At 68.7% G+C, this 23,600-nt stretch carries 26 protein-coding genes; 17 read left to right on the top strand and 9 right to left on the bottom strand.

Annotated features, from left to right (window positions below):
- Positions 1-8: 8 nt before the first annotated feature.
- The 7 genes from ACQE3C_RS13980 to ACQE3C_RS13950 all read left to right on the top strand — a co-directional run bounded on the left by ACQE3C_RS13980 (position 9) and on the right by ACQE3C_RS13950 (position 7,185).
- Complete coding sequence (locus ACQE3C_RS13980) at positions 9-881, top strand: SDR family oxidoreductase (RefSeq protein ID WP_434539761.1); 873 nt, start codon at positions 9-11, stop codon at positions 879-881.
- A 25-nt stretch (positions 882-906) separates the two neighbouring features.
- Entirely contained in the window at positions 907-1,842 is a 936-nt protein-coding gene (locus ACQE3C_RS13975; RefSeq protein ID WP_434539760.1) for a carbamate kinase, read from the top strand.
- 43 nt (positions 1,843-1,885) lie between these two features.
- Entirely contained in the window at positions 1,886-2,791 is a 906-nt protein-coding gene (locus ACQE3C_RS13970) for a diacylglycerol/lipid kinase family protein (protein ID WP_434539759.1), read from the top strand.
- Between the two features lie 338 nt (positions 2,792-3,129).
- Positions 3,130-3,771 (top strand): hypothetical protein, encoded by a 642-nt coding sequence (locus ACQE3C_RS13965; protein WP_434539758.1) that lies wholly within the window; start codon positions 3,130-3,132, stop codon positions 3,769-3,771.
- Between the two features lie 134 nt (positions 3,772-3,905).
- Positions 3,906-4,520, top strand: coding sequence for a hypothetical protein (locus ACQE3C_RS13960; RefSeq protein WP_434539757.1), 615 nt, complete (start codon positions 3,906-3,908; stop codon positions 4,518-4,520).
- A 258-nt stretch (positions 4,521-4,778) separates the two neighbouring features.
- A complete protein-coding gene (locus tag ACQE3C_RS13955; RefSeq protein WP_434539756.1) occupies positions 4,779-6,908 on the top strand; it encodes an MMPL family transporter in 2,130 nt (709 codons plus the stop codon).
- A gap of 49 nt (positions 6,909-6,957) precedes the next feature.
- Positions 6,958-7,185 (top strand): RNA-binding S4 domain-containing protein, encoded by a 228-nt coding sequence (locus ACQE3C_RS13950; protein WP_434539755.1) that lies wholly within the window; start codon positions 6,958-6,960, stop codon positions 7,183-7,185.
- Between the two features lie 30 nt (positions 7,186-7,215).
- Here the strand turns inward: ACQE3C_RS13950 and ACQE3C_RS13945 are convergent, their stop codons facing one another.
- The 3 genes from ACQE3C_RS13945 to ACQE3C_RS13935 all read right to left on the bottom strand — a co-directional run bounded on the left by ACQE3C_RS13945 (position 7,216) and on the right by ACQE3C_RS13935 (position 10,385).
- Positions 7,216-8,136, bottom strand: coding sequence for a carbohydrate kinase family protein (locus ACQE3C_RS13945; protein ID WP_434539754.1), 921 nt, complete (start codon positions 8,134-8,136; stop codon positions 7,216-7,218).
- Between the two features lie 79 nt (positions 8,137-8,215).
- Positions 8,216-9,526: an MATE family efflux transporter gene (locus tag ACQE3C_RS13940; protein ID WP_434539753.1), complete on the bottom strand. Its 1,311-nt coding sequence runs from the start codon at positions 9,524-9,526 to the stop codon at positions 8,216-8,218.
- 10 nt (positions 9,527-9,536) lie between these two features.
- Positions 9,537-10,385 carry a FadR/GntR family transcriptional regulator gene (locus tag ACQE3C_RS13935; protein ID WP_434539752.1) on the bottom strand — a complete coding sequence of 283 codons (849 nt, stop codon included), beginning with the start codon at positions 10,383-10,385 and terminating at the stop codon, positions 9,537-9,539.
- Between the two features lie 106 nt (positions 10,386-10,491).
- Between ACQE3C_RS13935 and ACQE3C_RS13930 the strand changes: the two genes are divergently transcribed.
- From ACQE3C_RS13930 to ACQE3C_RS13895, 8 genes are all read left to right on the top strand, one after another.
- The gene (locus tag ACQE3C_RS13930; protein WP_434539751.1) at positions 10,492-11,772 is read left to right on the top strand and encodes an ABC transporter substrate-binding protein; all 1,281 of its coding nucleotides are present in this window, start codon (positions 10,492-10,494) and stop codon (positions 11,770-11,772) included.
- 146 nt (positions 11,773-11,918) lie between these two features.
- A complete protein-coding gene (locus tag ACQE3C_RS13925; protein ID WP_434539750.1) occupies positions 11,919-12,854 on the top strand; it encodes a carbohydrate ABC transporter permease in 936 nt (311 codons plus the stop codon).
- A gap of 1 nt (position 12,855) precedes the next feature.
- Positions 12,856-13,668, top strand: coding sequence for a carbohydrate ABC transporter permease (locus tag ACQE3C_RS13920; protein ID WP_434539749.1), 813 nt, complete (start codon positions 12,856-12,858; stop codon positions 13,666-13,668).
- Positions 13,669-13,672: 4 nt separating this feature from the next.
- On the top strand, positions 13,673-14,824 hold the full coding sequence (gene dgoD, locus ACQE3C_RS13915) for a galactonate dehydratase (RefSeq protein WP_434539748.1): 1,152 nt from the start codon (positions 13,673-13,675) through the stop codon (positions 14,822-14,824).
- Between the two features lie 2 nt (positions 14,825-14,826).
- Positions 14,827-15,465, top strand: a complete 639-nt coding sequence (locus tag ACQE3C_RS13910; RefSeq protein ID WP_434539747.1) for a bifunctional 4-hydroxy-2-oxoglutarate aldolase/2-dehydro-3-deoxy-phosphogluconate aldolase — start codon at positions 14,827-14,829, stop codon at positions 15,463-15,465.
- Positions 15,462-16,400, top strand: a complete 939-nt coding sequence (locus ACQE3C_RS13905) for a sugar kinase (protein ID WP_434539746.1) — start codon at positions 15,462-15,464, stop codon at positions 16,398-16,400. Before ACQE3C_RS13910 ends, ACQE3C_RS13905 begins: the two co-directional genes overlap by 4 nt.
- Positions 16,401-16,542: 142 nt before the next feature.
- Entirely contained in the window at positions 16,543-16,725 is a 183-nt protein-coding gene (locus ACQE3C_RS13900; RefSeq protein ID WP_434539745.1) for a CopG family transcriptional regulator, read from the top strand.
- Positions 16,722-17,438: a VOC family protein gene (locus tag ACQE3C_RS13895; protein ID WP_434539744.1), complete on the top strand. Its 717-nt coding sequence runs from the start codon at positions 16,722-16,724 to the stop codon at positions 17,436-17,438. Before ACQE3C_RS13900 ends, ACQE3C_RS13895 begins: the two co-directional genes overlap by 4 nt.
- Here ACQE3C_RS13895 and ACQE3C_RS13890 read toward each other — a convergent pair.
- Entirely contained in the window at positions 17,414-17,845 is a 432-nt protein-coding gene (locus ACQE3C_RS13890) for a hypothetical protein (RefSeq protein WP_434539743.1), read from the bottom strand. The genes ACQE3C_RS13895 and ACQE3C_RS13890 overlap by 25 nt on opposite strands.
- A gap of 34 nt (positions 17,846-17,879) precedes the next feature.
- Between ACQE3C_RS13890 and ACQE3C_RS13885 the strand changes: the two genes are divergently transcribed.
- Positions 17,880-18,098, top strand: a complete 219-nt coding sequence (locus ACQE3C_RS13885; protein WP_434539742.1) for a hypothetical protein — start codon at positions 17,880-17,882, stop codon at positions 18,096-18,098.
- The gene (locus ACQE3C_RS13880) at positions 18,095-18,361 is read left to right on the top strand and encodes a hypothetical protein (protein WP_434539741.1); all 267 of its coding nucleotides are present in this window, start codon (positions 18,095-18,097) and stop codon (positions 18,359-18,361) included. Before ACQE3C_RS13885 ends, ACQE3C_RS13880 begins: the two co-directional genes overlap by 4 nt.
- A gap of 113 nt (positions 18,362-18,474) precedes the next feature.
- On the opposite strand, the gene ACQE3C_RS13875 is transcribed toward ACQE3C_RS13880, so the two are convergent.
- From ACQE3C_RS13875 to ACQE3C_RS13855, 5 genes are all read right to left on the bottom strand, one after another.
- Entirely contained in the window at positions 18,475-18,891 is a 417-nt protein-coding gene (locus ACQE3C_RS13875) for a heat shock protein transcriptional repressor HspR (protein WP_434539740.1), read from the bottom strand.
- 2 nt (positions 18,892-18,893) lie between these two features.
- Positions 18,894-20,054, bottom strand: a complete 1,161-nt coding sequence (gene dnaJ, locus ACQE3C_RS13870) for a molecular chaperone DnaJ (RefSeq protein WP_434539739.1) — start codon at positions 20,052-20,054, stop codon at positions 18,894-18,896.
- Positions 20,055-20,095: 41 nt separating this feature from the next.
- A complete protein-coding gene (locus tag ACQE3C_RS13865) occupies positions 20,096-20,701 on the bottom strand; it encodes a nucleotide exchange factor GrpE (protein ID WP_434539738.1) in 606 nt (201 codons plus the stop codon).
- A 101-nt stretch (positions 20,702-20,802) separates the two neighbouring features.
- Positions 20,803-22,668 carry a molecular chaperone DnaK gene (dnaK, locus tag ACQE3C_RS13860; protein ID WP_434539737.1) on the bottom strand — a complete coding sequence of 622 codons (1,866 nt, stop codon included), beginning with the start codon at positions 22,666-22,668 and terminating at the stop codon, positions 20,803-20,805.
- 357 nt (positions 22,669-23,025) lie between these two features.
- Positions 23,026-23,600 (bottom strand): transposase (locus ACQE3C_RS13855; RefSeq protein ID WP_434539652.1); only part of this gene is annotated, 575 nt, incomplete at its 5' end.

Genomic DNA, 23,600 nt, shown 5'->3' with positions numbered 1-23,600 from the left:
AGGAGCAGGTGAGCACCGCAGCAGCAACGGCGCCGGTACTGGTGCTGGGCGTGACCGGGAAGACCGGTGCAGCGGTGGCCCATGCCCTCCTGGCCCTCGGCGTTCCGGTGCGCGGCACCTCCCGCTCGGGGGCCGCGGCCCTCGACCGGGTGCCCGCCGGTGTCGAGGTCGTCGACCTCGACCCGGTCACCGGTGCCGGGCTTGACGAAGCCCTCGCCGGGGTGCGGGCGATCCACCACAGTGCCCCGAACCTGTTCGCCGACGAGGTCGGCATGCTGGAACGCACGGTGGCGGCTGCGCGGCGGGCCGGGGTGAGCCGGGTGGTGTTCCACTCGGTGATGCACCCCTACGCGCCGAACATGCCGCACCACCTGCGCAAGGCCCAGGCCGAGCACCTGCTGCGCACCAGCGGGCTCGACTGGACGATCCTGCAGCCGGCCGCCTACCACCAGAACCTGCTGGGCGGCCTGCCGGAGGGCAGACTGGCCTGGCCCTACTCACTGGACCGCACCTTCAGCAATGTGGACCTGCGCGACGTGGCGCAGGCCAGCGCCGAGGTGCTCGTCCATGATGGGCATGTGCACGCCACCTACGAGTTGGCCGGCCCCGAGGAACTCGACGCGCACACCATGGCCGCGCAGGCCGGTGAGGTCCTGGGCATCGACGTGCGCGCCGAACGCAGCGAACCGCCGACGATCGCCGGTGACCTGCGGGCCAGCGCAGAACTGCTGGCCATGTTCGCCCACTACGACGCCCACGGTTTCGTGGGCTCACCCCGGGCGCTGACCCAGCTGCTGGGCCGGCGACCCACCACCTGGCAGCAGGCCGTGACCGACCTGGCCGAGACCACCAGCCCCGTCCGAGGGCGACACCCCCGCTAGACACTCCCCCGCGAAAGGACCCGAGATGAGAGTTCTGCTGGCACTGGGCGGCAACGCCATGACCGCTCCCGACGGCGCCGCCCGTCCCGACGACCAGAGGCGCGCCATCGAAGCCGCGATGGAGTCAGTCGCCGGGCTCATCGAGGCCGACCACGAGGTCGTCATCACCCACGGCAACGGCCCCCAGGTCGGCAACCTGCTGGTCAAGAACGAGCTGGCCGCCGGTGTCGTGCCGCCGGTGCCGCTGGACTGGTGCGGCGCCCAGACCCAGGGCACCATCGGTTTCACCATCATCAACGCCCTCGAGGCCGCCCTGGCGCGGCGCGGCATCAGCCGCCATGTCGCGGCACTGGTCTCGCGCACCCTGATCGACCGGGAGGACCCGGCCTTCACCACCCCGACCAAGCCGGTCGGGCGCTACCTGCCGCAGGCCGAGGCCGAGGCGATGATCGCGTTCGGCCAGCAGTGGGAGGACCGAGGCGAGAAGGGCTGGCGCCGGGTGGTGGCCTCGCCCAACCCGCAGGAGGTGCTGGACGCCCCGGCGATGCTGTCCCTGCTGGCCAGCGGTTTCATCGTGGTTGCCTCCGGTGGCGGCGGCATCCCCGTGGCCCGCAAGGACGACGGCTCGGTGCAGGGCGTCGAGGCGGTCATCGACAAGGACCTGACGGCCGCGCTGCTCGCCCAGCAGGTGCGCGCCGACGTGCTGGTGATCGCCACTGATGTGGCGCATGCCATCATCGGCTGGGGCACCCCCGAGGCCCGCGAGGTGGGTACCGTCCGGCTCGACGAGATGGAGCAGATCGCCGCCGAGGGCCACTTCGCCAGCGGGTCGATGGGCCCCAAGGTGGAGGCCGCGCTGCGCTTCATCCGCAACGGTGGGCCCCGTTCGGTGATCACCGCCCTGGACAACATCACCGAGGCGGTGACCTCGAACGCGGGCACGGTCATCCTGCCGAACTGATGGCTGGGGTGTCCCGGTTGCCTTGCAGGGTTAGAGTCGCTGCGTGAAGACCGTCACGATCGTCTACAACCCGACCAAGATCGACGACCTCGAGCAGCGTCGCACCATCGCTGCCGAACTGTGCAAGGAGACCGGCTACCGCGAACCCGACTGGGTCGAGACGACCGTTGAGGACCCCGGCATCGGGATGGGCCGGGCAGCCGTCGAGTCGGGCGCTGACCTGGTCTGCGCGATGGGTGGTGACGGCACGGTGCGCCATGTCGCCACCGCCCTGCGCGGCACCGGCGTGCCGCTGGGGATCATTCCCGAGGGCACCGGCAACCTGCTCGCCCGCAACCTCGACCTGCCGCTGAACAACTTCGCCAAGTCGTTCGCGGTGGCCCTGAGCGGGACTGACCGGGCGATCGATGTCGGGCTCGTCCGCTTCGACGAACGCGAGGAGGAGGTCTTGCTGGTGATCGCCGGTGTGGGCGTGGACGCCGACACGATGGCCAACACCAAGGAGAACCTCAAGAAGCTGGTCGGCTGGTGGGCCTATGTCGAGTCGGGCGCGAAGGCGCTGTTGAACCGGGGGTTCCGGGTGCGCGTCGAGAACGACCTGCCCGGCCCTGACCGGCGTGCGCACCGCGCGCGCTCGTACATGGTGTGCAACTGCGGCATCCTCACCGGCGGGGTGGTGCTGGTGCCCGAGGCCGAACCCGACGACGGCCACCTCGACACCCTGGTGCTCTCCCCCCGCGGGGCCCTGGGCTGGCTCGCCGTGGTCGCCGACATCGTCACCCGGCACCGCCGCGGCCACCGCCAGACGCGGCACTGGACGACCCATGAGGCCGATGCCGTCTTCAGCACCGAGGTGGAGGGCCAGATCGACGGTGACCCCATGGGCCCCGTCCGCCGGATGCGCACCCGCATGGACCAGGGCGCGCTCCTCGTCCGGGTGGAGGCCTGAGCCCCCGAACCTGTGGTCGGCCCGAGTTCGTCCCCGGAGCGACCCGCCCCCCCAATCCCGCGGATGCGCAGGTTCCGCCACGGATCCATCCCTGCCAGTGCGGATTCCATGCAGAAACCTGCGCATCCGCGGTAGGGAGTGGGCCCGACGAGGGGCTGGACGATCAGGGCCGCTGCCGCCAGGGTCACCGGACGAAGGTCACCGGACGAACGGCGCCCAGGAGTTATCCACAGATTTCTGGAACTGGCTGGGATGTGGCCCTCGAGTCGATGAGGATGGGACTTGTGTCCAGCCCACCTCCCCTCACTGGTCGACCACGCCATCGACTGATCGGCGTCGTGTCCGCGCTGACCGCACTCGTCCTGCTGGCGGCCTGCCAACCCGGCAGTGGGGCCACGACTCCCCCACCGTCGATCTCGCCGATCCTGCCGACAGCGGTCCCTTCCACCACCACGGCGACCACCACGAGCACGACGCCCACACCGAGCCCGAGCCCGACGGACAACCCCAGCCCGACCTCGACCCTGGTGGTGACCGCACGACCCACCACCCCCGAGGAAACCGCCGCCCTCACCGCCGAAGCCGAATGGGTCTACCGGGAACAGCAACGGCTCATTGACGAGTACGAGTCCCAAGGCGGAGCGGCGGAGCTCCCGGAACCGCTCAAAGCATTCGTCAGCGGAGAATACGCCAGCACCCTTGAAGCTGTCCTCAAGGCAAGCCACGAGCAGCCAGGCCACTTCGAGGGACGGACGATCATCACCCGCGTGGCGGTCGTCCACACGAACTTGGCTGACTCAGCACTCATCGGCATTCAATTCTGCGACGACCAGAGCGGGATCGTCCACGTTGATGAATCAGGCAAGCGCACGCCCTTGCAGTTCCGCATCATAAACCTTGCGGAGTTTGAACGCGGTCCGGACGGAAGGCTCCGCATGTTCACCAACGCAGCGACGGAAGTTGAGACATGCGCAAGCTAGTCCTGACCGTCCTGATGCTCTGTGTCATCTTGCCCCTCCCCAGCCAAGCGACGGCGGAGACTCGGACGTGCATCGGGTACGTCCGCATCCCCAATACGGATGGGAGCTACACACTGGTCTGCAAGCAGTGGAAGGTGGTCCCTCCCCCTCCCGTAATCACCACGCCGACGTTCCCCTCACAACCGGGACAACCCGACCAGCCACCACCGCCCTACAGCTGCCTGACACCCTTCGACAACCCCACCGCCTGCATCCCCACCGACGCCAGCGGCACCCCCATCGACGTCCCCGCCACCGCCCGCAGCGCAGCCCTCAGCCTCCACATCCCCGAACCCGCCATCCAGATCGGCCCCGACCCAGCCCGCAACAAGTGGAACATGATCCCCATCGGCTTCCCCCTCTGGATCTGGACCACCGAACCCAAATCCCTCCACGCCACCACCACCCAGCAGGGCATCACCATCACCATGACCGCCACCCAGGGCCCCACCACCATCACCTTCGGCGACGGCACCACCATCACCTGCCACACCATGACCCCACGAGCCCCGATCATCACCCCACCCCCACCCTCACCCGACTGCGGCCACACCTACCAGGACAAGGCCGACTACACCATCACCGCCACCACCACCTGGACCATCCACTGGGACGCCCTCGGCTTCACCGGCAGCATCCCCATCACCCGCACAGCCAGCACACCCCTCCACGTCGGCGAACTGTCCAGCGTCCTCGTCCAAGGCCCCTGACCCCACCCGGCCCCCCAAACCCCGCGGATGCGCAGGTTCCTGCACGGAATCCTCACTGGCAGGGATGGAACCAAGACGAAACCTGCGCATCCGCGGGTAGGAGGCAGGCCGGACGAAGGGCAGGGGGCCGGACCACCGGGCGGGGGCGACCGGACGACCACCGCCGCGACGGGTTCGGCCCCACCCCCTGGCCGCCATAAACTGACCCCGAACGCGCCCACGAACGGGGCGCATCCAGATGTCGGAAGGCTCACCACGGTGTCACTCTGGGCAGGTTTCCTCTCCCGCAACCCGCTGAAGGTCCTCATCGCCTGCCTGCTCATCGGCGTCGCCGCGCTGATGTGGGGCCTTGGCCTGTTCGACCGGCTCACCAACGGTGGCTTCGAGGACCCGAACTCCCAGTCCTCGCAGATCCTGGACGCCCGCCAGGAGCTGTTCGGCAACACCGGGGCCGACCTCGTCCTGCTGTACCACGCCGAGGACGGCACGGTCACCGACCCCGAGGTGGTCACCCGGGTCACCGACAAGCTGGCCGAACTGGACGACCAGGGCGTGCAGCAGGCCATCCCGTGGTTCGCCGACCCCTCGGGCACCCTGGTCTCCGAGGACCAACGCTCCGGGATGGTACTGATCTACCTTGACGGCACCAATGAGGACGAACGCCTCGAGTCCTTCGACAAGGTCCGCGAGGCCGTGGCGGTCGACGGGTTGGAGACCCACATCGCCGGCATCTACCCGATGTACGACGACATCAACGACCTGGCGACCACCTCGATCGTCCAGACCGAGATCGTTGCCCTGCCGATCGTGTTCCTGCTGTCCATCGTCATCTTCGGATCCCTGGTCGCGGCGCTGATGCCCACGATGATCGGCATCGCCGCCATCATCGGCTCGTTCGCGCTGCTGCGGACGATGGGTTACGTGTTGCACGTGAACGTCTTCGCCGTGAACGTGGTGACCATCCTGGGCATGGGCCTGGCGATCGACTACGCGCTGTTCGTGGTCACCCGGTTCCGTGAGGAACTGGCCGCACTGCCCGACACCAGCCGTGAGAACGCGATGAAGGCCGTGGTCATCGCCATGAAGACCGCCGGACGAACGGTGCTCTTCTCGGGCCTGACCGTGGCCGTCTCGATGGCCTCACTGATGTTCTTCCCGCAGGAGTTCCTGAAGTCGATGGGTGTCGGTGGCATGGCCGCGGTGCTGGTCGCCATGGTCTCGACCCTCACCCTGCTGCCGGCGGTGCTGGTGCTGCTGGGCGGCAACATCGACCTCGGACGACTGCCCTTCCTGAACCGTCCGCCCAAGCCGGCCGGCGAGGGTGCCTGGCACCGGCTGGCCACCGCCGTGATGAAGCGACCCTTCGCCTTCCTGGTGCCGATCGTCATCGCCCTGGTCATCCTGACGATCCCCTTCTTCGGCGTGAAGTGGGGCTCGATCGACGAGGCGATGCTGCCCCGCTCGTCGGCGGCCGTGATCGCCGTCGAGAAGCAGGAGGAATGGTTCGGCACCCGCGGCGCCTCGGCAGACGTGCTGCTGCGCGGCCCGCAAGCCACCGACCAGGCCACCCTCACCGAGTACATCGCCGACCTGCAGGCCGTCGACGGCGTGCAGACGGTGGCCGTGATGGACCAGACCCAGCCCGGGGAGGAGCCGGCCACCCTGCTGCAAGTGACCTGGGAGGGACTGCCGCAGTCCGACGACTCCCAGCAACTGGTCCGCGAACTGCGTGCCGTCGAGGCCCCCGAGCCGGTCCTGGTCGGCGGCGCCACCGCCGCCACCGTCGACCTGCTCGACTCGGTCGGTGAACGCCTGCCGCTGATGTTCGGCTGGATCGCGGTGACCATGTTCGTGCTGCTGTTCCTGGCCTTCGGGTCGGTGGTGCTGCCGATCAAGGCGCTGCTGATGAACGTCCTCAGCCTGGGCGCCGCCTTCGGTGTGACCACCTGGATCTTCGCCGACGGGCACCTCGAGGGCCTGCTGGGGTTCACCTCCCCGGGCTACCTCGACCCGACCGAACCGCTGCTGATGTTCGCGGTGTTGTTCGGCTTGTCGATGGACTACGAGGTCTTCCTGCTGAGCCGGGTCAAGGAGGAGTACGACAAGCACGGCGACAACACGAAGGCCGTCGCCGTCGGCATGGAGAACACCGGTCGCCTGATCACCAGCGCCGCCCTGCTGTTGTGCGTGGTGGTCATGGGCTTCGCGGTCAGCCCGCTGTTCTTCATGAAGATGATCGGGGTCGGCATGCTGGTCGCCATCGTGCTGGACGCCACCGTGGTGCGCGCCCTGCTGGTACCTGCCACCATGCGCCTGCTCGGCAAGTGGAACTGGTGGTCACCGCCCGGACTGCGCTGGGTGGCCCAGAAGTTCTCACTGAGCCACTGACCCCGTGCCCCGCAGCCACCAGCCCACCCGCCCACCAGAGGGAGAAACCATGAGCGACGACCCCATCCGGCTCGGCCAGTTCCTGAAGTACACCGGCCTGGCCGACACCGGCGGTGAGGCCCGCGAGTGGATCCAGGGCGGGCTGGTCAGCGTCGACGGCGAGGTTGAGACCCGCCGCGGCCGCCAACTCGCCGACGGCATGCGCATCAGCGTCGTCATGCCCGACGGGTCCACCCGCACCGCGGTCGTCGGCGAGGAGTTCGACCCCTTCGCCTGACGGCGGCCACGGCCGACCGGACGGCGACCCTCAGCGGGGATCGGCACCGATCTCGTCGCGGGTCGGGGCGTAGGCCCCCGGGCGCGCCACCGTGATCGAGGCTGTCGCCACCGCCCGCACCAGCGCCTCGGGAATGCCCTGGTGCTGCCCGTCGACGGCCAGCCGCCCGCGTCCGGCACCCAGCAGCCCGACATCGAGCAGCCCCGAGACCAGGCCCGCCATGAACGAGTCCCCGGCGCCGACGGTGTCGGCCACCTCGACCCGCAGCGGCGGCACCGGGACGATGTCGTCACCGTGCACGAAGACCGCCCCCTTCACGCCCTGGGTCATCACCACCAGGCCGGCCCCCAGCGCCTTCCAGCGCAGCAGCACCTGGCCGAGGGGTTCGTCCGGGTAGAGCCACGCCACGTCCTGGTCGGAGGCCTTGACCAGGTCACTGATCGCAATGATCGCTTCGACCCGGTCACGCACCAGCGCAGGTGATCCCATGAGGGCAGGTCGCATGTTGGGGTCGTAGCTGATGGTGGCCCCCAGCGCGGCGGCCCGCTGCAGCACCTCGAAGACCTTGTCGGCGCCCGGCGCCAGGACGGCCGCGATGCTGCCCGTGTGCACGTGGGTGGCGCCGGCGACGTCGACCGGCGGCAGGTCCCAGACCAGGTCGAACTCGTAGGTGGCCTGGCCCTGCTCGTCCACGGTGGCCTGCGCGACCGAGGTGCGCGGCGCGGCCTCCGAGCCGGGCGCCAGCGCCACCACATGGTCGGCCAGCCACTGCCGGATCAGGTCGCCGTGGTCGTCCTCGGCGATCCAGCAGGCCAGGGTGGTGGGGTGGTCGAGGCGGGTCAGTCCACCAGCCACGTTCAAGGGGCTGCCGCCGACATGTTCGACCACCGAACCGTCGGGTGAGTGGACAACGTCGATGAGGGCTTCACCCAGACACAGCATTGTGTTCATGCCACTGAGTCTATCGAGCACCACCGACACGTCGGTGATCGAGGCCACCCACAGCGGGCATGGCGGACCACCCGCCGCCTCAGCCCCCGACGCGCATCCAGGTGTCGGTGCGCACCCGCAGCCCCAGCACCACCGCGCGGCCCAGCATGAACACCCCGTAGACGACCCACAACTGCCACAGCACCGGCCCGGTGAAGTCGAGCGCGACCACCAGCGGCACGTGCACCAGCGCGACCAGCAGCCCGCCGATCGCCAGGTAGCGGGCGTCCCCGGCGCCGATCAGCACCCCGTCGAGCACGAACACGACCCCGGCCAGGGGCTGCAGCAGCCCGATCACCAGCAGCGCTGCGGCCAGCTGGGCCTGCACCGCCGGGTCGGGGGTGAAGATCGGCATCAGCAGCCCGCGCGCGGCAATGATGACCGCCCCCAGCACCGCCCCGCCGAGCACACCCCAGCCCAGGGCCGTGCGCATCACCGCCCGGGTGCGGGCCACGTCACCGGCACCGAGGTGTCGTCCGATGATGGCCTGGCAGGCAATCGCCAGCGCATCCAGGGCGAAGGCCAGGAAGCTCCACCAGGAGTTCGCGATCTGGTGGGCGGCCAGGCCCACCGCCCCGAGATGGGTCGCGACGATGGTGGTGGCGGTGATCGACGACTGCAGGCTCAGCGTCCGCAGCACCAGCCACACCCCGCTGCGGGCAGCCTTCAACACCCCAGCCGGACGAAACGCGAGCGGCGCCTGCTCACGCCGGGCGCCGCGCAGCACCACCCCGGCGAGGATGCCGGCCGCCGCGCACTGGCTGACCACCGTGCCGATGGCTGCACCCGTGATGCCCCAGCCGAAGCCGTAGACCAGCAGGAAGTTCAACCCGATGTTGGACAGGTTCACCCCGATTGCCACGTAGAGCGGGGTCCGGGTGTCCTGCAGCCCGCGCAGCACCCCGGTCGAGGAGAGCATCAGCAGCAGCGCCGGGAAGCCGAGCGCGGTGACCCGCAGGTAGCTGGTCGCCTCGGCGGCGACCTCGGGGCTGGGCTGGTAGAGACCGATCAGCCAGGGGCCGACGAACTGCATGGCGATGGCCAGCACCACGCCCAGGCCGAACCCGAGCACCATGCCGTCGAAACCCTCGGTGAGCGCCTCACGTCGTTGGCCGGCGCCCAACCGACGGGCCACCGACGAGGTCGTCCCGTAGGCGAGGAAGACGCACAGGCCGATGGTGACGCCAATGATGTTGCCGGCGATGCCGAGCCCAGCCAGGCTCGTGGTGGCCAGGTGGCCGATGATGGCCGAGTCGGCCAGCAGCATCAACGGCTCGCTGACCAGCGTCGCGAACGCCGGAATCGCCAGGGCCAGGATCTCGCGGCCCACCGATCGCTGGGGGGCACTCACCGGGCCCACCCTAGCCCTGTGCCGGGACCGCTCCACGGGTGCGCCGAGGGATGGGCCGGGTGACGGGCAGCTGGGACAGCTCAATCATCTCCTCGGCCGAGCGGGTGACGATGTTGAGCGCCGCCGCCCGGGCAGCCTGCGCGTCACCGGCGACGACCGCCTCGCCGAGCTCACGGTGCCAGACCAGCGCCAGCGGGTCGATCTCGTCCGGCATCAGCCCCTGCCGGTAACGGCTCTCGAGGGTGCCTTCGACGAAGTGGTGCAGGTGGGCGAACATGGCGTTGTGCCCCGAGGTCATCACCGCGGCATGGAAGCGCTTGTCGGCGCTGTGGAAGGCGGGGATGTCGCGGGCGGCACCGGCGGCGAGCAGTTCGTTTATCAGGGTGGTGATCTCGGCGCGCTCCCCGAGCGTGGCGCGCTCGGCGGCCAGGACGGCCGCGTCCGGTTCCACGGACGAGCGCAGTTCCGACAGTTCCCGGATCTGGCTCGCCCGGCCCGGGGAGTTGAGCCGCCAGCGGATCACCTCGCTGTTGAACAGCTCCCACTGGTCCTGGGGCTGGACGACGGTGCCTGCGCGGCGCCGTGAGACGACCAGGCCGAGGCTGCTGAGCACCCCACAGGCTTCCCGGACGACGGGGCGCGAGACCCCGAACCGCGTGGCGAGTTCGTCCATGTTGAGGACGTGGCCGGGCGGCATCTCGCCGCTGCAGATGCCCTGGCCCAGCACGTCGACCACGTCGTTCTTGAACGTGCTGGTGGCCTCGGGCTCCGGGATGAACCGGCGCAACGGGTGGTCGTGCGGCATCCGGACCACCTCCGGGGCCGCGGTGCCACCGGCGGGAAGGTCACGATTCTGCATCTCACCCCCTGAAAGGTCTTGAATAAGTCTGACTTAATCGAGAGTCTATCCCTGAGGCAACGATGCCCAACCCCTGCAGCGCAGGGCCACACGGAGGAATTTTTCTGTGAAGCGTAGAACTGTCCTGACCATCCCCGCCGGCGCTGCTGCAGTCGCCGGGCTCGCTGCCTGCGGGTCCGACTCGGGCGCCAGCTCCACCGAACTCCAGGTCACCCTCGCCAACCACCCCTGGACCGAAGCCATCAAGGCACTGATCCCCGAGTTCGAGTCCGAGTCCGGCCTGACCGTCAAGCTCACCCAGCTCGGCGAGGACCAGCTCTCCGACCAGTACAACGTGAAGCTCAACTCCGGCAGCAGCGACCTCGACGTCCTGATGTACCGCCCCCTGCAGGAGGGCAAGCTGTTCGCCCGCAACGGCTGGCTGATGGACCTGACCAGCAAGGTCAGCGAGGACTCCGAGTACGGCTGGGATGACTACCAGCCGGGCCCGGTCAGCGCCTCCTCCTACGAGGACAAGGTCGTCGGCGTGCCGCTGACCACCGAGCGCGAGTGCCTCTACTACCGCAAGGACATCCTTGAGCAGATCGGCGCCTCGGCCCCGCCGGACACCATCGACGAGCTGTTCGAGATGGCCCAGAAGGCCAAGCAGGCCACCGGCCAGGCCGGCTTCGTCGCCCGCACCGGCCGCAGCGCCGCGGTGACCCAGTTCTCGAGCTACCTGTACAGCTACGGTGGCGACTTCCACAACGAGGAGGGCACCACCGCCACGGTGAACACCCCCGAGGCCAAGCAGGCCTACGACATGTACGCCAAGCTGATCCGCGAGACCGGCCCCTCGAACGTGTCGACCGACATGAGCTGGCCCGAGGCGATGGCCATCTTCACGCAGGGCAACGCCGCCTTCTACACCGAGGCCGACGTGCTCTACACCAACGCCACCGACGCCTCGAAGTCGAAGGTCGCCGACACCGTCGGCTTCGCACCCTTCCCGTCGGGCCCGGCGGGCCGGCGCCCCTTCAACATCCCGTCGTGGGGCCTGGCCATCAATGCCAAGTCGGGCAACCAGGACAACGCCTGGAAGTTCATCGCCTGGGCCACCTCGAAGGCCAAGACCCTCGAGATGCAGAAGGGCGGCCTGATGTCGGCCCGCAACTCTGCCTGGGAGGACGCCGAGGGCACCTCGGGCTTCCCGGAGGACCTGGCTGCCTCGATCAACGAGAACGCCAAGGAGGGTGTCGGCCACGACCGCCCGCTGGTCATCCAGGTCGCCAAGGCCCGCGAGATCGTCGGCCAGCCCATCGTCGACGGCATCACCGGCAAGGACCAGGCTGCCTCGATCGAGAAGGCCCAGACCGACCTGCAGGCCTTCCTCGACGACGAGAACTGAGTTGTCTGCGGGGGATAACCCCCTGCATACAGGGCGTGGCCACGGGGCAACTTCTGCTCCGTGGCCCGGCCCTGTCCCCCCATCGCTAGATTGCTGGGTATCCCCCGCCCCGCCCCACGGATCCCACCCGAATACCGAGGCACCCAATGTCGAATGACCTCGCCACACGCGAACACACCTACTCGGTGCGCACCACCTCCAAGTGGGCGCAATGGGTCAACGACCACCGCAAGTGGGTCTTCGCGGCCCCCGCGATGCTGTTCGTGGCCATGATGATCATCTTCCCGCTGGTGTGGACCGGCTACCTGAGCTTCACCGACGCCAAGGGCTCGGTGCAGGCCGACCGCAACTTCATCGGCATCGAGAACTACACCGACATGCTCACCGACACCGACCGGTTCTGGCCGGCCGTCGGGCGCACCGTCCTGTTCACCACCGTGGTGCTGGTCGTCGAGGTCATCCTCGGCATGATCATCGCGCTGCTGCTGCGCCGACCCTTCCGCGGAGAACGCTGGGTGCGTGTCGCGGTGCTGCTGCCCCTGGTCGCCACCCCCGTCGCCGTCGGCATGATGTGGCGACTGATCTTCGACCCCAACATCGGCGTGGTCAATACCATGCTCGGCTGGGTCGGCATCCCACCCCAGCCCTGGCTGGCCGGTGAGTCCACCGCGCTGTGGACCACCATGTTCATCGACATCTGGCAGTGGACCCCGATGGTCGCCCTGATCCTGCTGGCCGGCCTGTCGTCCCTGTCGGACGAACCCGACGAAGCCGCCCAGATCGACGGTGCGAGCACCTGGAAGCGCTTCTGGTTCATCACGCTGCCGCTGATGCGCTCGACGGTGATCGTCGCCATCCTGCTGCGCGGCATCGACGCCCTGAAGACCTTCGACATCCTGTACGCCACCAAGGGACGCGGCGGTGGTTCGTTCAACGAGGTCGAGACCCTGAACGTCTACGCCTACGGCCTGAGCTTCGACTACAACGAGTACGGCCTGGCCTCGGCGGTGTTGATCTTCTTCTTCCTGCTGATCGTGATCCTGATGTTCGCGCTGACCCGCGGCAACAAGAAGGGGGCCTGACATGACGTCGACCGGCTACAAAGTCTTCCGCGTCATCGCGCTGATCGCCATCATCTTCTTCCTGCTGGCCCCACTGGTCTGGATGGTGATCGCCTCGTTCAAGACCACCGTCCAGATCTTCGACACCGAGAACATCTTCGCGTTCTCCCCCACCCTCGACAATTACCGCAACGTCTTCGAGCAGGCGAACTACGGCGACTTCATCTGGAACAGCTTCATCATCGCCTTCGCCTCGACGGCGCTGTCGCTGCTGATCGGTGTGCCCGCCGCCTACTCGATGAGCCGGTTCACCATGAACAAGTCGTCGATCGTGGTGCTGATGGCCCGCATCATCCCCGGCGTCTCGCTGCTGGTGCCCTGGTACTACGTGTTCAGCCTGATCGGCCTGGTCGGCGGCTACTCGGTGCTGATCCTGTCGCACATGTTCGTCTCGCTGCCGCTGATCGTCTACATCATGATGGGCTTCTTCGACGGCCTGCCGACCGAGATCGAGGAGTCCGGTGAGGTCGACGGGCTGACCCCGATCGGCGCCTTCTGGCACCTCACCCTGCCGCTGTCCAGCCCCGGCATGGCCACGGCCGCGATCCTGGCGTTCATCTTCAGCTGGAACAACTTCATGTTCGCGCTGGTGCTGTCCGACACCAACACCAAGACCCTGCCGGTGGCCATCTTCGACTTCATCGGGTACGCCAGCATCGACTGGGGCGGCCTGATGGCGGCCACCACCGTGGTCACCCTGCCGATCATGATCGGCTCGCTGTTCGTCCAGAAGTACATCGTCAGCGGCCTGACCGCCGGCGCCACGAAGGGTTGATCCCGTGACCGACACCATTTCGCGCGTGGAAACCTTCCTCGTCGCGCCGCGCTGGCTGTTCGTCCGCGTCGAAACCAGCGACGGGCTGGTCGGCTGGGGCGAGGCGACCTGCGAGGGACGATCGGAGACCGTGCAGACCGCGGTCGGCCAGCTGGCCGAGATCGCGAGCGGGCAGGACCCGGGCCGCATCGAACACCTGTGGCAGCTGATGACCAACGCCTCGTTCTACCGGGGCGGGCCGATCCTGGCCAGCGCGGTCTCGGGCATCGACCAGGCCCTGTGGGACATCCTCGGCAAGCGCCTCGGCGCCCCAGTGCACCAGCTGCTCGGCGGGGCGGTGCGCGACCGGGTGCGGGTCTACGGCTGGATCGGCGGGGACGAACCCGGCGGTGTCACCGAGGCCGCCACCGCGGCCACGGAGTCGGGGCTGACCGCGGTCAAGATGAACGCCACCCCCGCGCTGGGCAAGCTCGCCAGTGTCGCTGAACTGGACGCCGCCGTGGCCCGCGCCGAGGCGGCCCGTGAGGTGATGGGTCCGGACGGGGGCGTCGCGCTGGACTTCCACGGCCGCGTCTCGCTGCCGGCCGCCCGGCAGTTGATCAAGCGCCTCGAGGACGTCAACCCGATGTTCATCGAGGAGCCGGTCGTCCCGGAGAACAGCCACCTGTACGCCGACCTGGTCGCCCACACCCACCTGCCGATCGCCACCGGTGAGCGGCTCTACAGCCGCCAGGAGTTCCTGCCGGTGCTCGCATCCGGCGTCGCCGTGGTGCAGCCCGACCTGTCCCACGCCGGCGGCATCACCGAGACCCGCAAGATCGCCTCCCTGGCCGAGGCCCACGGTGCGCTGCTGGCCCCGCACTGCCCGCTCGGGCCGATCGCGCTGGCCGCCTGCCTGCAGGTGGCCTTCGCCACCAGCAACCACGTCATCCAGGAGCAGAGCCTGGGCATCCACTACAACCAGACCGGCGACCTGCTCGACCTGCTGCTCGACCAGGCACCGTTGACCTCGTCCGAGGGCCACATCGCCAAGTGGGACGCACCGGGGCTCGGCATCGAGCTGGACGAAGCCGCGATCCGCAAGGCAGCCGAGACCCCGCACGAGTGGCGGGGGCCCATCTGGTCGCACCCCGACGGCTCCTTCGCAGAATGGTGATCATGAACGACCACACCCCTGACCAGTTCCGCGACACCCTGTTCGAGACCGGGCTGGTGGCGATCATCCGCTGCAAGGACGCCGGCCTCGCGCTGCCGATCGGGCGCACCCTGGTCGCCAACGGGGTGCGACTGCTGGAGGTCACCCTGACTACCCCGGACGCCCTGGAGGCCATCACCACCCTGTCAGCCGAGGCCCCCGAGGGCATCTGGGTCGGGGCGGGCACCGTCATCACCGCTGACGACGTGGAGCGGGCCCGGGGGGCCGGGGCCAGGTTCGCGGTCACCCCCGGCGTCTGCCCCGCGGTCGCCGAGGCGAGCGCGGCCGGCCTCCCCACCCTGGCCGGCGCCTGGACCGCCTCGGAGGTCATCGCCGCGGTCGCCGACGGCGCCACCGCCGTGAAGATCTTCCCGGCCAGCTCGGGCGGGGTGAGCCACTTCAAGGCCCTGCGTGACCCCCTGCCGCATGTGCCCCTGACGGCGGTCGGCGGGGTCGGCCTGGCCGAGATCCCCGCCTTCCGTGAGGTCGGGGCCGTCGGCTTCGGCATCGGCGGGCCGCTGGTCGGCGACGCCGCCCGCGGCGGCTCGCTCGACGAGTTGGCCGTGCGGGCCCGTCAGTTCGTGGAGGCCTGTCGGGCATGAGCACTGCAACCGGCGCCCAGGTCTGGACGATGGGCGAGCCGATGATGAGCCTGAGGGCATCATCGGCCCTCGGCCCGACGACCACCTGGACCACCCATGTCGCCGGCGCCGAGTCCAATGTCGCCATCGGGTTGGCGCGCCTGGGCCACAGCGTGGCGTGGGCCAGCCGGGTCGGTGACGATGACTACGGACGACTGGTCGTGCGGCAGGTGCGCGGCGAGGGAGTCGACGTGTCAGGGGTGGCGGTCGACCCCGACCACCCGACCGGGTTCATGTTGCTGGCCCCCGGCGCCTTCGGAGCCGCAGTGGACTACCACCGGGCCGGTTCGGCAGCCTCGGTGATGGACGAGTCGATGGTCGCCGCGCTGGAGGCCACCACTCCCGAGGTGGCGGTGCTCTCGGGCATCACCCCCGCCCTGGGCCCCCGGCCCGCAGCCGCCACCCTGGCCTGCGCCCGCCGAGCCCGTGAACTGGGCGCCCTGGTTGTGCTGGACGTGAACCACCGGTCGAAGTTGTGGTCGGCCGAACAGGCCCGGCAGTGCCTGACCGAGGTGCTCGACCACGTCGACGTGCTGGTGGGTTCACCGGACGAGGTCGACCTGCTCGGCCTCAGCATCGACGGCCTGCTCGCCCGCGGGGTCGGCGAGGTCGTGGTGAAGCTCGGCGCCCACGGTGCCCGCACCCACCTGCCCGGGCGGGTCGTGGACGGACTGACCGAACCCCTGGCGGTGGTCGACCCCGTCGGCGCCGGGGACGCCTTCACCGCTGGCTACGTGTCGGGGCTGCTCGACGGCCTTGAGCCGGCCGACCGGCTGCGACGCGGCAACCTGATGGGCGGCGCGGCCGTGCGCCATTCCGGCGACTGGGAGGGCCTGCCCTTCCGCGCCGAACTGCTGGCCCGGGAGCAGTCCGCCGGCGCCGACGTCACTCGCTGAGTTCCCCGGGCGGCGCCCCCAGCGGGGTGCCAGGCTCCCCCATGGGGGGCACCCACCGCCCCATGATGGGCACCCCGCACCCGTTTGTCTGCGTTGTTCCTGTTGCACACAAACCCTTGTCCTAGCCTGCTAGCATGCGTGCATGACAGCAGACCGGGAACCCGAGACCTCCGCCCCCGACCCGGACCGCAAGGTCCAGTTCAACGTCTACCTGCCGGCCAGCCTCGTCCGCGAGGTCAAGCACGCCGCCGTCGATGCCGACACCTCGCTGTCGGCCTTCGTCGCCACGATCCTGACCGACTACCTCAACTCCCAGGAGCGATGATGCTGCGCACCACCCCGATCCGATTCACCGACAACTTCGAGGCCTGGGAGCGACTGCTCTCGCACCTCGGCATGACCAAGGCGGTCACCGAGGACGGCTGGTGGGAGTTCGACTCCCATTCCGGCGGCCTCCGCCTGCACTCCCCTGACCACGAACGCCCCGCGGGGACGACCCGGCTCTGCGTCGAAGTGGGTGACCTCGACGAGTTCGCCCGCCGCACCCGCGAGGCCGGCACCGAAACGGTCATCACCCAGGAGGGCCACGGGCCGACCGCCACGATCACCGGACCGGACGGGGTCACGCTCACCGCGACCGCAGCCACTCGTCCGCCCCTGACCGAGGGCGCTGACCCCCTGCTGCACGTGCTCGGGCTGTGGTACTCGCCGCAGACCGACGAGGTGGCCGCCACCCTGCGCCACATCGGGGCCCGCCCCGACATTTCCGCCGACCAGGGCGGCTGGCACCAGTTCACCGCGAAGAACGGCGGCCTGCTCGCCGCCCACGGCGGGACGACCTCCGGGGTGGTGCTCGGCTTCCAGTACGACGGTGATGCCGAAGACCTGCATGCCCGCCTGCGTGACGCGAGGCTGGATGCCTCGCTGGTCGATGAGTCCTACGGGCGAACAGTGCTGGTCGCCGACCCCGACGGCGGGGAGCCGATCTGGGTCAACGAGCGGCAGACCGACCTCTACGGGTACCACCGCCCCGCCTGATCGCTGCAGCACCACACAGCGGCGGCAAACCGTTGGTACTCGAACGGTTTGCCACCGCTGGAACGTCGGCCCGGCTCAGCGGGACTGCCGGCCCACCCCATGTCCTTGATGATGCGATCGCGCTTCTTGCCGGGCGCCCTGTCACGCAGCACCTGGATGACCTCCTCGTTGGACCACGGGGGCTGCTCGGGATGGCGGGCCCAGTTCTTGTACCAGCCAGGCGTCAGCACCAGTGGCCAGTGGAAGAAGCTGAGGATCACCCCGGCCATGGGCACCCAGAACAGGAACGACCAGATGAACTGGCGTCCCTGCTCCCACCCGGCGAGTTCGATCGGGTACACCAGGACCACGACCAGCGTGGCCAGGCTGAAGCAGAACACCATGAACGGCCAGGTCCGCAAGGGCAAGGTGAATTAGTTTGTCGGGTGGGTCTCATTCGCCATGGCCGACTGCAACGCACTGGCGCAGAAGAGCAAGGAGCTCCTTGACCAGGTGCATGCTGTGGCGGGAGGAATCGATGCCGGGCAACGGTTGGCCAGACAGTTGGAGGGGTGCCTCGCGGCCCTGAACCGTGCGGAGTCATTCATGGCCCAGGCGCTCGCCCAGGCCCACAGCGTGGACATCACCGTCGAAGTGCCCGACCCGGAGCCACTGCAGTGAGCGGCGGTGCTGATGTGCCCACCGTGCTGGCGCACACCCGTGCGATCATGCAGCAGGCGCAGCGCATGCGGGACAACCTCACTGTGAACGAGGACCGGCTCATGCAGGCCCGGACCAGCCTGACTGGGATCGACGACGCCGACGCGCGCCGCGCACTGGCCAGCATCGATCGAGCACAGGCAGATCTGGGCAATGCCAACTACGGCTCGCTGTTATCGCTCATGTCCGAAGCGGCGCACCTCATCACGGCCTTGTCCGACTGACCCGGGACTGCCCACAGTCTCGGTGCTGACGATCAGCTCACCGGCGATCTCAGCGTTGGGCAGGCCGCGGGGGAAGTTCCACGGCGGTTTCCCACCCGTCAGGGGGGATCCGCTCAGCTGCGGCCGGGCAGGGCCAGTTGGCGGCGGCGCACCCGGCCCAGGTGCACGGCACCCGAGGTCTCGGCGGTGAACACCCGCGCCTGGCTGGCCCGCGCCAGCGCCTCGTCACGCTGTTCGGTGACCCGCGCCAGTTGTCGGCGCAGACGTTCGTTCTCGGCGTCCATGTCCAGGATCCGCTGGATGCCGTTGAGGTTGATGCCCTCGTCCTGACTCAGCCGCTGGATGAGCCGCAGCTTGGCCACGTCACGTCGGGAATAGCGTCGTCCACGACCCTTCGCGCGACGCGGTTCAACCAGCCCGAGCCGGTCGTAGGTGCGCAGCGTCTGGGGGTGCATGCCGGCCAGGTTCGCCGCCACCGAAATGGTGAAGATGGCGGCGTCCTGGTCGATGATCGACACCTGGGAACTCATGATCAGCTCCGGAACAGGTCGGCGCGCGGGTTGCTCTCACCGACCGCGCGGGCGTAGTCGTCCAGCGCCTTCTTGGCCTCGTCGCTCAGGTTCTCCGGGACGGCGACCTGGACGGTGACCAGCAGGTCACCGCGGGCACCGTTGGCTTTGGGAGCCCCCTTGCCGCGCACACGCAGCGTTCGTCCGTTGGGCGTGCCGGGGGGCAGCTTCAGCTTCACGGCCGGTCCGTTGAGCGTGGGCACCTCGATGGTGGCACCCAGGGATGCCTCGGCGAAGGTGACCGGCACCTCGAGGGTGAGGTTGTTGTCCTTGCGGCCGAAGATCTTGTGCGGACGAACGTTCACCAGCACGTAGAGGTCGCCGGCAGCCCCACCGTTCTCACCGGGCCCGCCCTTGCCCTTGACGCGGATGCGCTGCCCATCGGTCACCCCGGCGGGGATGCGCACCTGCATGGTCTTCGACGAGCGCCCCCGGCCGGAGCCGTGGCAAACCTCGCAGGGGTCCTCGACGATCATGCCGCGACCCTTGCAGTCCTTGCAGGGCTCGGTGACCGAGAACACCCCACCGGCCTGGGAGGCCTGCATGCCGGAACCCTGGCAGGTGGTGCAGACCTTCGGCATCGTCCCGGCCTTGGCGCCGGTACCCCGGCAGGCGGCACAGGCCTCGTCAGAAACCATCTGCACACCGACGGTGACACCCTCGATCGCCTCGGTGAAATCGATCGTGACCTCACCCTCGACGTCGGAGCCGCGGCGGGGGCTGCGACCGCTGCGTCGAGGGGCGGGCCCGGTGTTGAACAGGTTGCCGAAGATGTCGCCGAAGTTGCCCTCGCCGGACGAGGCAGCGTGACGGAACAGGTCGTTCACGCTGGTCGACCCGGACGCCCCGGTGCCACCGGCCCCGGGGAAGCGGAATCCGCCGCCGCCCCCGAACAGGGTGCGCTGCTGGTCGTACTCCTTGCGCTTGGCCGGGTCGCTCAGAATCGTGTTCGCCTCCGAGATCTCCTTGAAGCGCTTCTCGGCCGCCTTGTCCCCGGGGTTCTGGTCCGGGTGGTTCTCGCGGGCGAGCTTGCGGAAGGCCTTCTTGATCTCTTCGGGCTTGGCGTCCTTGGAGACGCCCAGCACCTTGTAGTAGTCCTTCTCAAGCCAATCCTTGGTGCTCATGGTTCGCCTCCTTCAGTCGGACGAGTGGTGGTGGTGATGTCTCAGGCCGGGTTGGCGACGGCCACCCGGGCGGGACGAACCACCCGGTCGTTGAGACGGTAGCCGGTCTGGATGACCTGCGAAATCGTGGTTTCGTCGACCTCGCTGCCATCAGCCAGGGGGGCCTGCATCAGGGCCTCGTGGAAGTTGGGGTCGAACGCCTCGCCGACCTCACCGAACGAGACCAGCCCGTGCTTGCTGGTGACCCGGGACAGTTCGTCGGCGACCATCTGGAAGCCCTGGGTGATGTCGTCGTGCTGGCGGGCCAGGGCGATGCTGTCGAGCACCGGCAGCAGGTCCTGGACGACTGACTCGACGCCGGCCTGGCGGGCCTGGTCACGGTCACGGTCGACACGCTTCTTGTAGTTCACGTACTCAGCGCCGAGGCGCTGCAGGTCGGTGGTGCGTTCGGCGAGTTGCGACTCGAGTTCGGCGATGCGGTCCTCGGGGGACGACTCGGCCGGGGCCTCGGGGGCTTCCGCGTCGATGACGGGACCGGCTGCCGGTTCCTCGGTCGACACGTCGGCGTCGGGGGTGAGGTTCTCGGGGGCCGGGTTGTCGGTCGGGTTGTCGGGGGCCTGGCCCTCGGGGAAAGTCTGGTTGCTCATGGGGCTCCTTCGATCAGATGGGGCGTGGACGGGGGGGCCAGCCTCCGCTGGATGGCTGGCCCCCATTGAACTGGTGCCGCGGGCCATCGGCCCGGGTTCGATCAGTCCTGCTTGTCCTCGTCGACGATCTCGGCGTCAACCACGTCATCGTCGGACGACTCGGTCGAGGTGGCCTCCCCCTCGGCAGCGCCGGCCTCGGAGTCGTCCGAGCCGGAGGTCTGCTGCTGGGCAGCCTGGGCGGCGTAGATGGCCTGGCCCATGGCCGAGGCCTTGGTGTTCAGGTCGTCCATGGCGGCCTTGACCTCGTCGTCGTTGTCGGTGCCCTTCAGGGCCTCCTTCAGCGCGGCGAGGGCCTCGTCGACCGGGGTCTTGACGTCGGCCGGGATCGAATCGGCGTTCTCGGTGAGCAGCTTCTCGGTGCGGAACGCCAGGGCGTCGGCATCGTTGCGCATCTCGACGGCCTCGCGACGCTTGCGGTCCTCCTCGGCGTGCGACTCGGCCTCCTTGACCATGCGCTCGATGTCGTCCTTGTTCAGGGCCGAACCACCGGTGACGGTCATCGACTGCTCCTTGCCGGTGGCCATGTCCTTCGCCGAGACGTGGACGATGCCGTTGGCGTCGATGTCGAAGGTGACCTCGATCTGGGGCAGGCCGCGGGGGGCCGGCATCAGACCGGTGAGCTCGAAGTTGCCGAGCGACTTGTTGTCGCGGGCGAAGTCACGCTCACCCTGGTAGACCTGGATCATCACCGCGGGCTGGTTGTCCTCAGCGGTGGTGAACACCTCGGAACGCTTGGTCGGGATGGTGGTGTTGCGCTCGATGATCTTGGTCATCACGCCACCCTTGGTCTCGATGCCGAGGCTCAGCGGGGTCACGTCCAGCAGCAGGACGTCCTTGACCTCACCCTTCAGCACGCCGGCCTGCAGCGAGGCGCCCAGCGCGACGACCTCGTCCGGGTTGACGCCCTTGTGGGGCTCCTTGCCCGACAGCTCCTTCACCAGGTCGGTGACGGCGGGCATACGGGTCGAACCACCGACCATGATCACCTGGTCGACCTTGTCGACCGAGGTCTTGGCGTCGTCGAGCACCGAGTTGAACGGGGCGCGGCAGCGGTCGAGCAGGTCCTGGGTCATGCGCTGGAAGTCGGCGCGGGTCAGGTCCTCGTTGAGGTGCAGCGGGCCCTCGGCCGAAGCGGTGATGTAGGGGATGTTGATCGTGGTCTTCTGGGCGCTGGACAGCTCGATCTTGGCGGCCTCGGCAGCGTCGCGCAGACGCTGGCTGGCCATCTTGTCCTTGGACAGGTCGACACCGTTCTTGTTCTTGAACTGGGTCACCAGCCAGTCGACGACCTTGGCGTCCCAGTCGTCACCACCGAGGCGGTTGTCACCCTTGGTGGCCTTCACCTCGAAGACGCCGTCGCTGATCTCGAGCAGCGACACGTCGAAGGTGCCACCACCGAGGTCGAAGACGAGGATGGTCTGCTCGGTCTCCTTGTCGAGGCCGTAGGCCAGGGCAGCAGCGGTCGGCTCGTTGATGATGCGGTCGACGGTCAGGCCGGCGATCTCACCGGCCTCCTTGGTGGCCTGGCGCTCGGCGTCGGAGAAGTAGGCCGGGACGGTGATCACGGCGTTGGTGACCGACTCACCCAGGTATGCCTCGGCGTCGCGCTTCAGCTTCTGCAGGACGAAGGCGCTGATCTGCTGGGGCTTGTAGTCCTTCTCGTCGATCGAGATCGACCAGTCGGTGCCCATGTGGCGCTTGACCGAGCGGACGGTGCGGTCAACGTTGGTGACGGCCTGGCGCTTGGCGACCTCGCCGACCAGGACTTCGCCACCCTTGGCAAAAGCGACGACCGACGGCGTGGTGCGGGCGCCCTCGGCGTTGGGGATGACAGTGGGTTCGCCGCCCTCGAGGACGGCGACAACAGAGTTGGTGGTGCCGAGGTCAATGCCGACTGCACGTGCCATGGTGTTCCTCCAGATGGTTTGGGATGCGCGACCAGGATCTCCCACCCGGCCTGCTTGCGTCTGACGGACTCAACCGTAGTGCCTGCGCGGATCAGGCTCAAGTCAAAGTTGAGTACACCTGACTCAACCATGGTTGTTTCAGGGTTATTCCCGAGCAATTGCCCAGTCGTGCACCCGTGAGGGAAGGACCAGGCGCCGGGCGACCACCCTTAAGTGGCTCTTCACAGAAGAGAGTGGATGAGGGGTCTGAAGCCGCCGGCGTCGAGTAGGCAGCGGGCGATGTAGTTGGTGAGGTTGCGGAAGCCTCTGGCGGTGCCGCGGAGGTGTTCCATCAATCCGTTGAATCTCCTATGTCTGTCAAGCCCCGGTGAGCTCATTCTGAGCGGCGGTGTTGAGGCGGCGGTAGATGTCGCGGGCGAGGTAGCGCTTGAGGCAGCGACGGATCTCCCGGAGGGTGCGCCCTTCGGCGGTACGGCGCTCGACGTAGGCGCGGGTTCGCGGGTCCATTCGCATGCGGGTGACGACGGCCATGTGGAGTGCTCGGTTGAGGCGCCGGTCGCCACCCCGGTTGATCCGGTGCCGGACGGTGTTGCCCGATGACGCGGGGATGGGGCTGGTTCCAGCGAGGCTGGCGAACGCGGACTCGGATCGAATGCGGCCCAGGTGTGACCACGCGGTCAGCGCGACGGCGGCGGTGACTGGGCCGATGCCGGGCTGGTTGAGCAGGCCACCGGCGGGGCTCTGCCGGACCAGGTCCGTGATCCGCGTGGTGATCTCCTTGAGCTCGCCGTCGAGGACGGCGACGCGTTTGGCGAGCCGGATCGCTTCACCACGGGCGGTGGCCGTGGCGAGCTCTTCGTCGCGGGTGCGCCACGCCGCGGTCGTGGCGATCTGGGTCGCGGTGAGCGGGCGGCGGGCATCGATACCTAGGT

The sequence above is a fragment of the Aestuariimicrobium sp. Y1814 genome (assembly GCF_050113895.1).
Classification (GTDB): Bacteria; Actinomycetota; Actinomycetes; order Propionibacteriales; family Propionibacteriaceae; genus Aestuariimicrobium.
This window is presented reverse-complemented; position numbering and strand designations above follow the sequence as displayed.

Coding starts and splice junctions, on each gene's coding strand:
- ACQE3C_RS13975 (WP_434539760.1), top strand. CDS start 907: ATGAGAGTTCTGCTGGCACTGGGCGGCAACGCCATGACCGCTCCCGAC.
- ACQE3C_RS13950 (WP_434539755.1), top strand. CDS start 6,958: ATGAGCGACGACCCCATCCGGCTCGGCCAGTTCCTGAAGTACACCGGC.
- ACQE3C_RS13945 (WP_434539754.1), bottom strand. CDS start 8,136: ATGAACACAATGCTGTGTCTGGGTGAAGCCCTCATCGACGTTGTCCAC.
- ACQE3C_RS13935 (WP_434539752.1), bottom strand. CDS start 10,385: ATGCAGAATCGTGACCTTCCCGCCGGTGGCACCGCGGCCCCGGAGGTG.
- ACQE3C_RS13925 (WP_434539750.1), top strand. CDS start 11,919: ATGTCGAATGACCTCGCCACACGCGAACACACCTACTCGGTGCGCACC.
- ACQE3C_RS13920 (WP_434539749.1), top strand. CDS start 12,856: ATGACGTCGACCGGCTACAAAGTCTTCCGCGTCATCGCGCTGATCGCC.
- ACQE3C_RS13910 (WP_434539747.1), top strand. CDS start 14,827: ATGAACGACCACACCCCTGACCAGTTCCGCGACACCCTGTTCGAGACC.
- ACQE3C_RS13905 (WP_434539746.1), top strand. CDS start 15,462: ATGAGCACTGCAACCGGCGCCCAGGTCTGGACGATGGGCGAGCCGATG.
- ACQE3C_RS13900 (WP_434539745.1), top strand. CDS start 16,543: ATGACAGCAGACCGGGAACCCGAGACCTCCGCCCCCGACCCGGACCGC.
- ACQE3C_RS13895 (WP_434539744.1), top strand. CDS start 16,722: ATGATGCTGCGCACCACCCCGATCCGATTCACCGACAACTTCGAGGCC.
- ACQE3C_RS13885 (WP_434539742.1), top strand. CDS start 17,880: ATGGCCGACTGCAACGCACTGGCGCAGAAGAGCAAGGAGCTCCTTGAC.
- ACQE3C_RS13875 (WP_434539740.1), bottom strand. CDS start 18,891: ATGAGTTCCCAGGTGTCGATCATCGACCAGGACGCCGCCATCTTCACC.
- dnaJ (WP_434539739.1), bottom strand. CDS start 20,054: ATGAGCACCAAGGATTGGCTTGAGAAGGACTACTACAAGGTGCTGGGC.
- ACQE3C_RS13865 (WP_434539738.1), bottom strand. CDS start 20,701: ATGAGCAACCAGACTTTCCCCGAGGGCCAGGCCCCCGACAACCCGACC.
- dnaK (WP_434539737.1), bottom strand. CDS start 22,668: ATGGCACGTGCAGTCGGCATTGACCTCGGCACCACCAACTCTGTTGTC.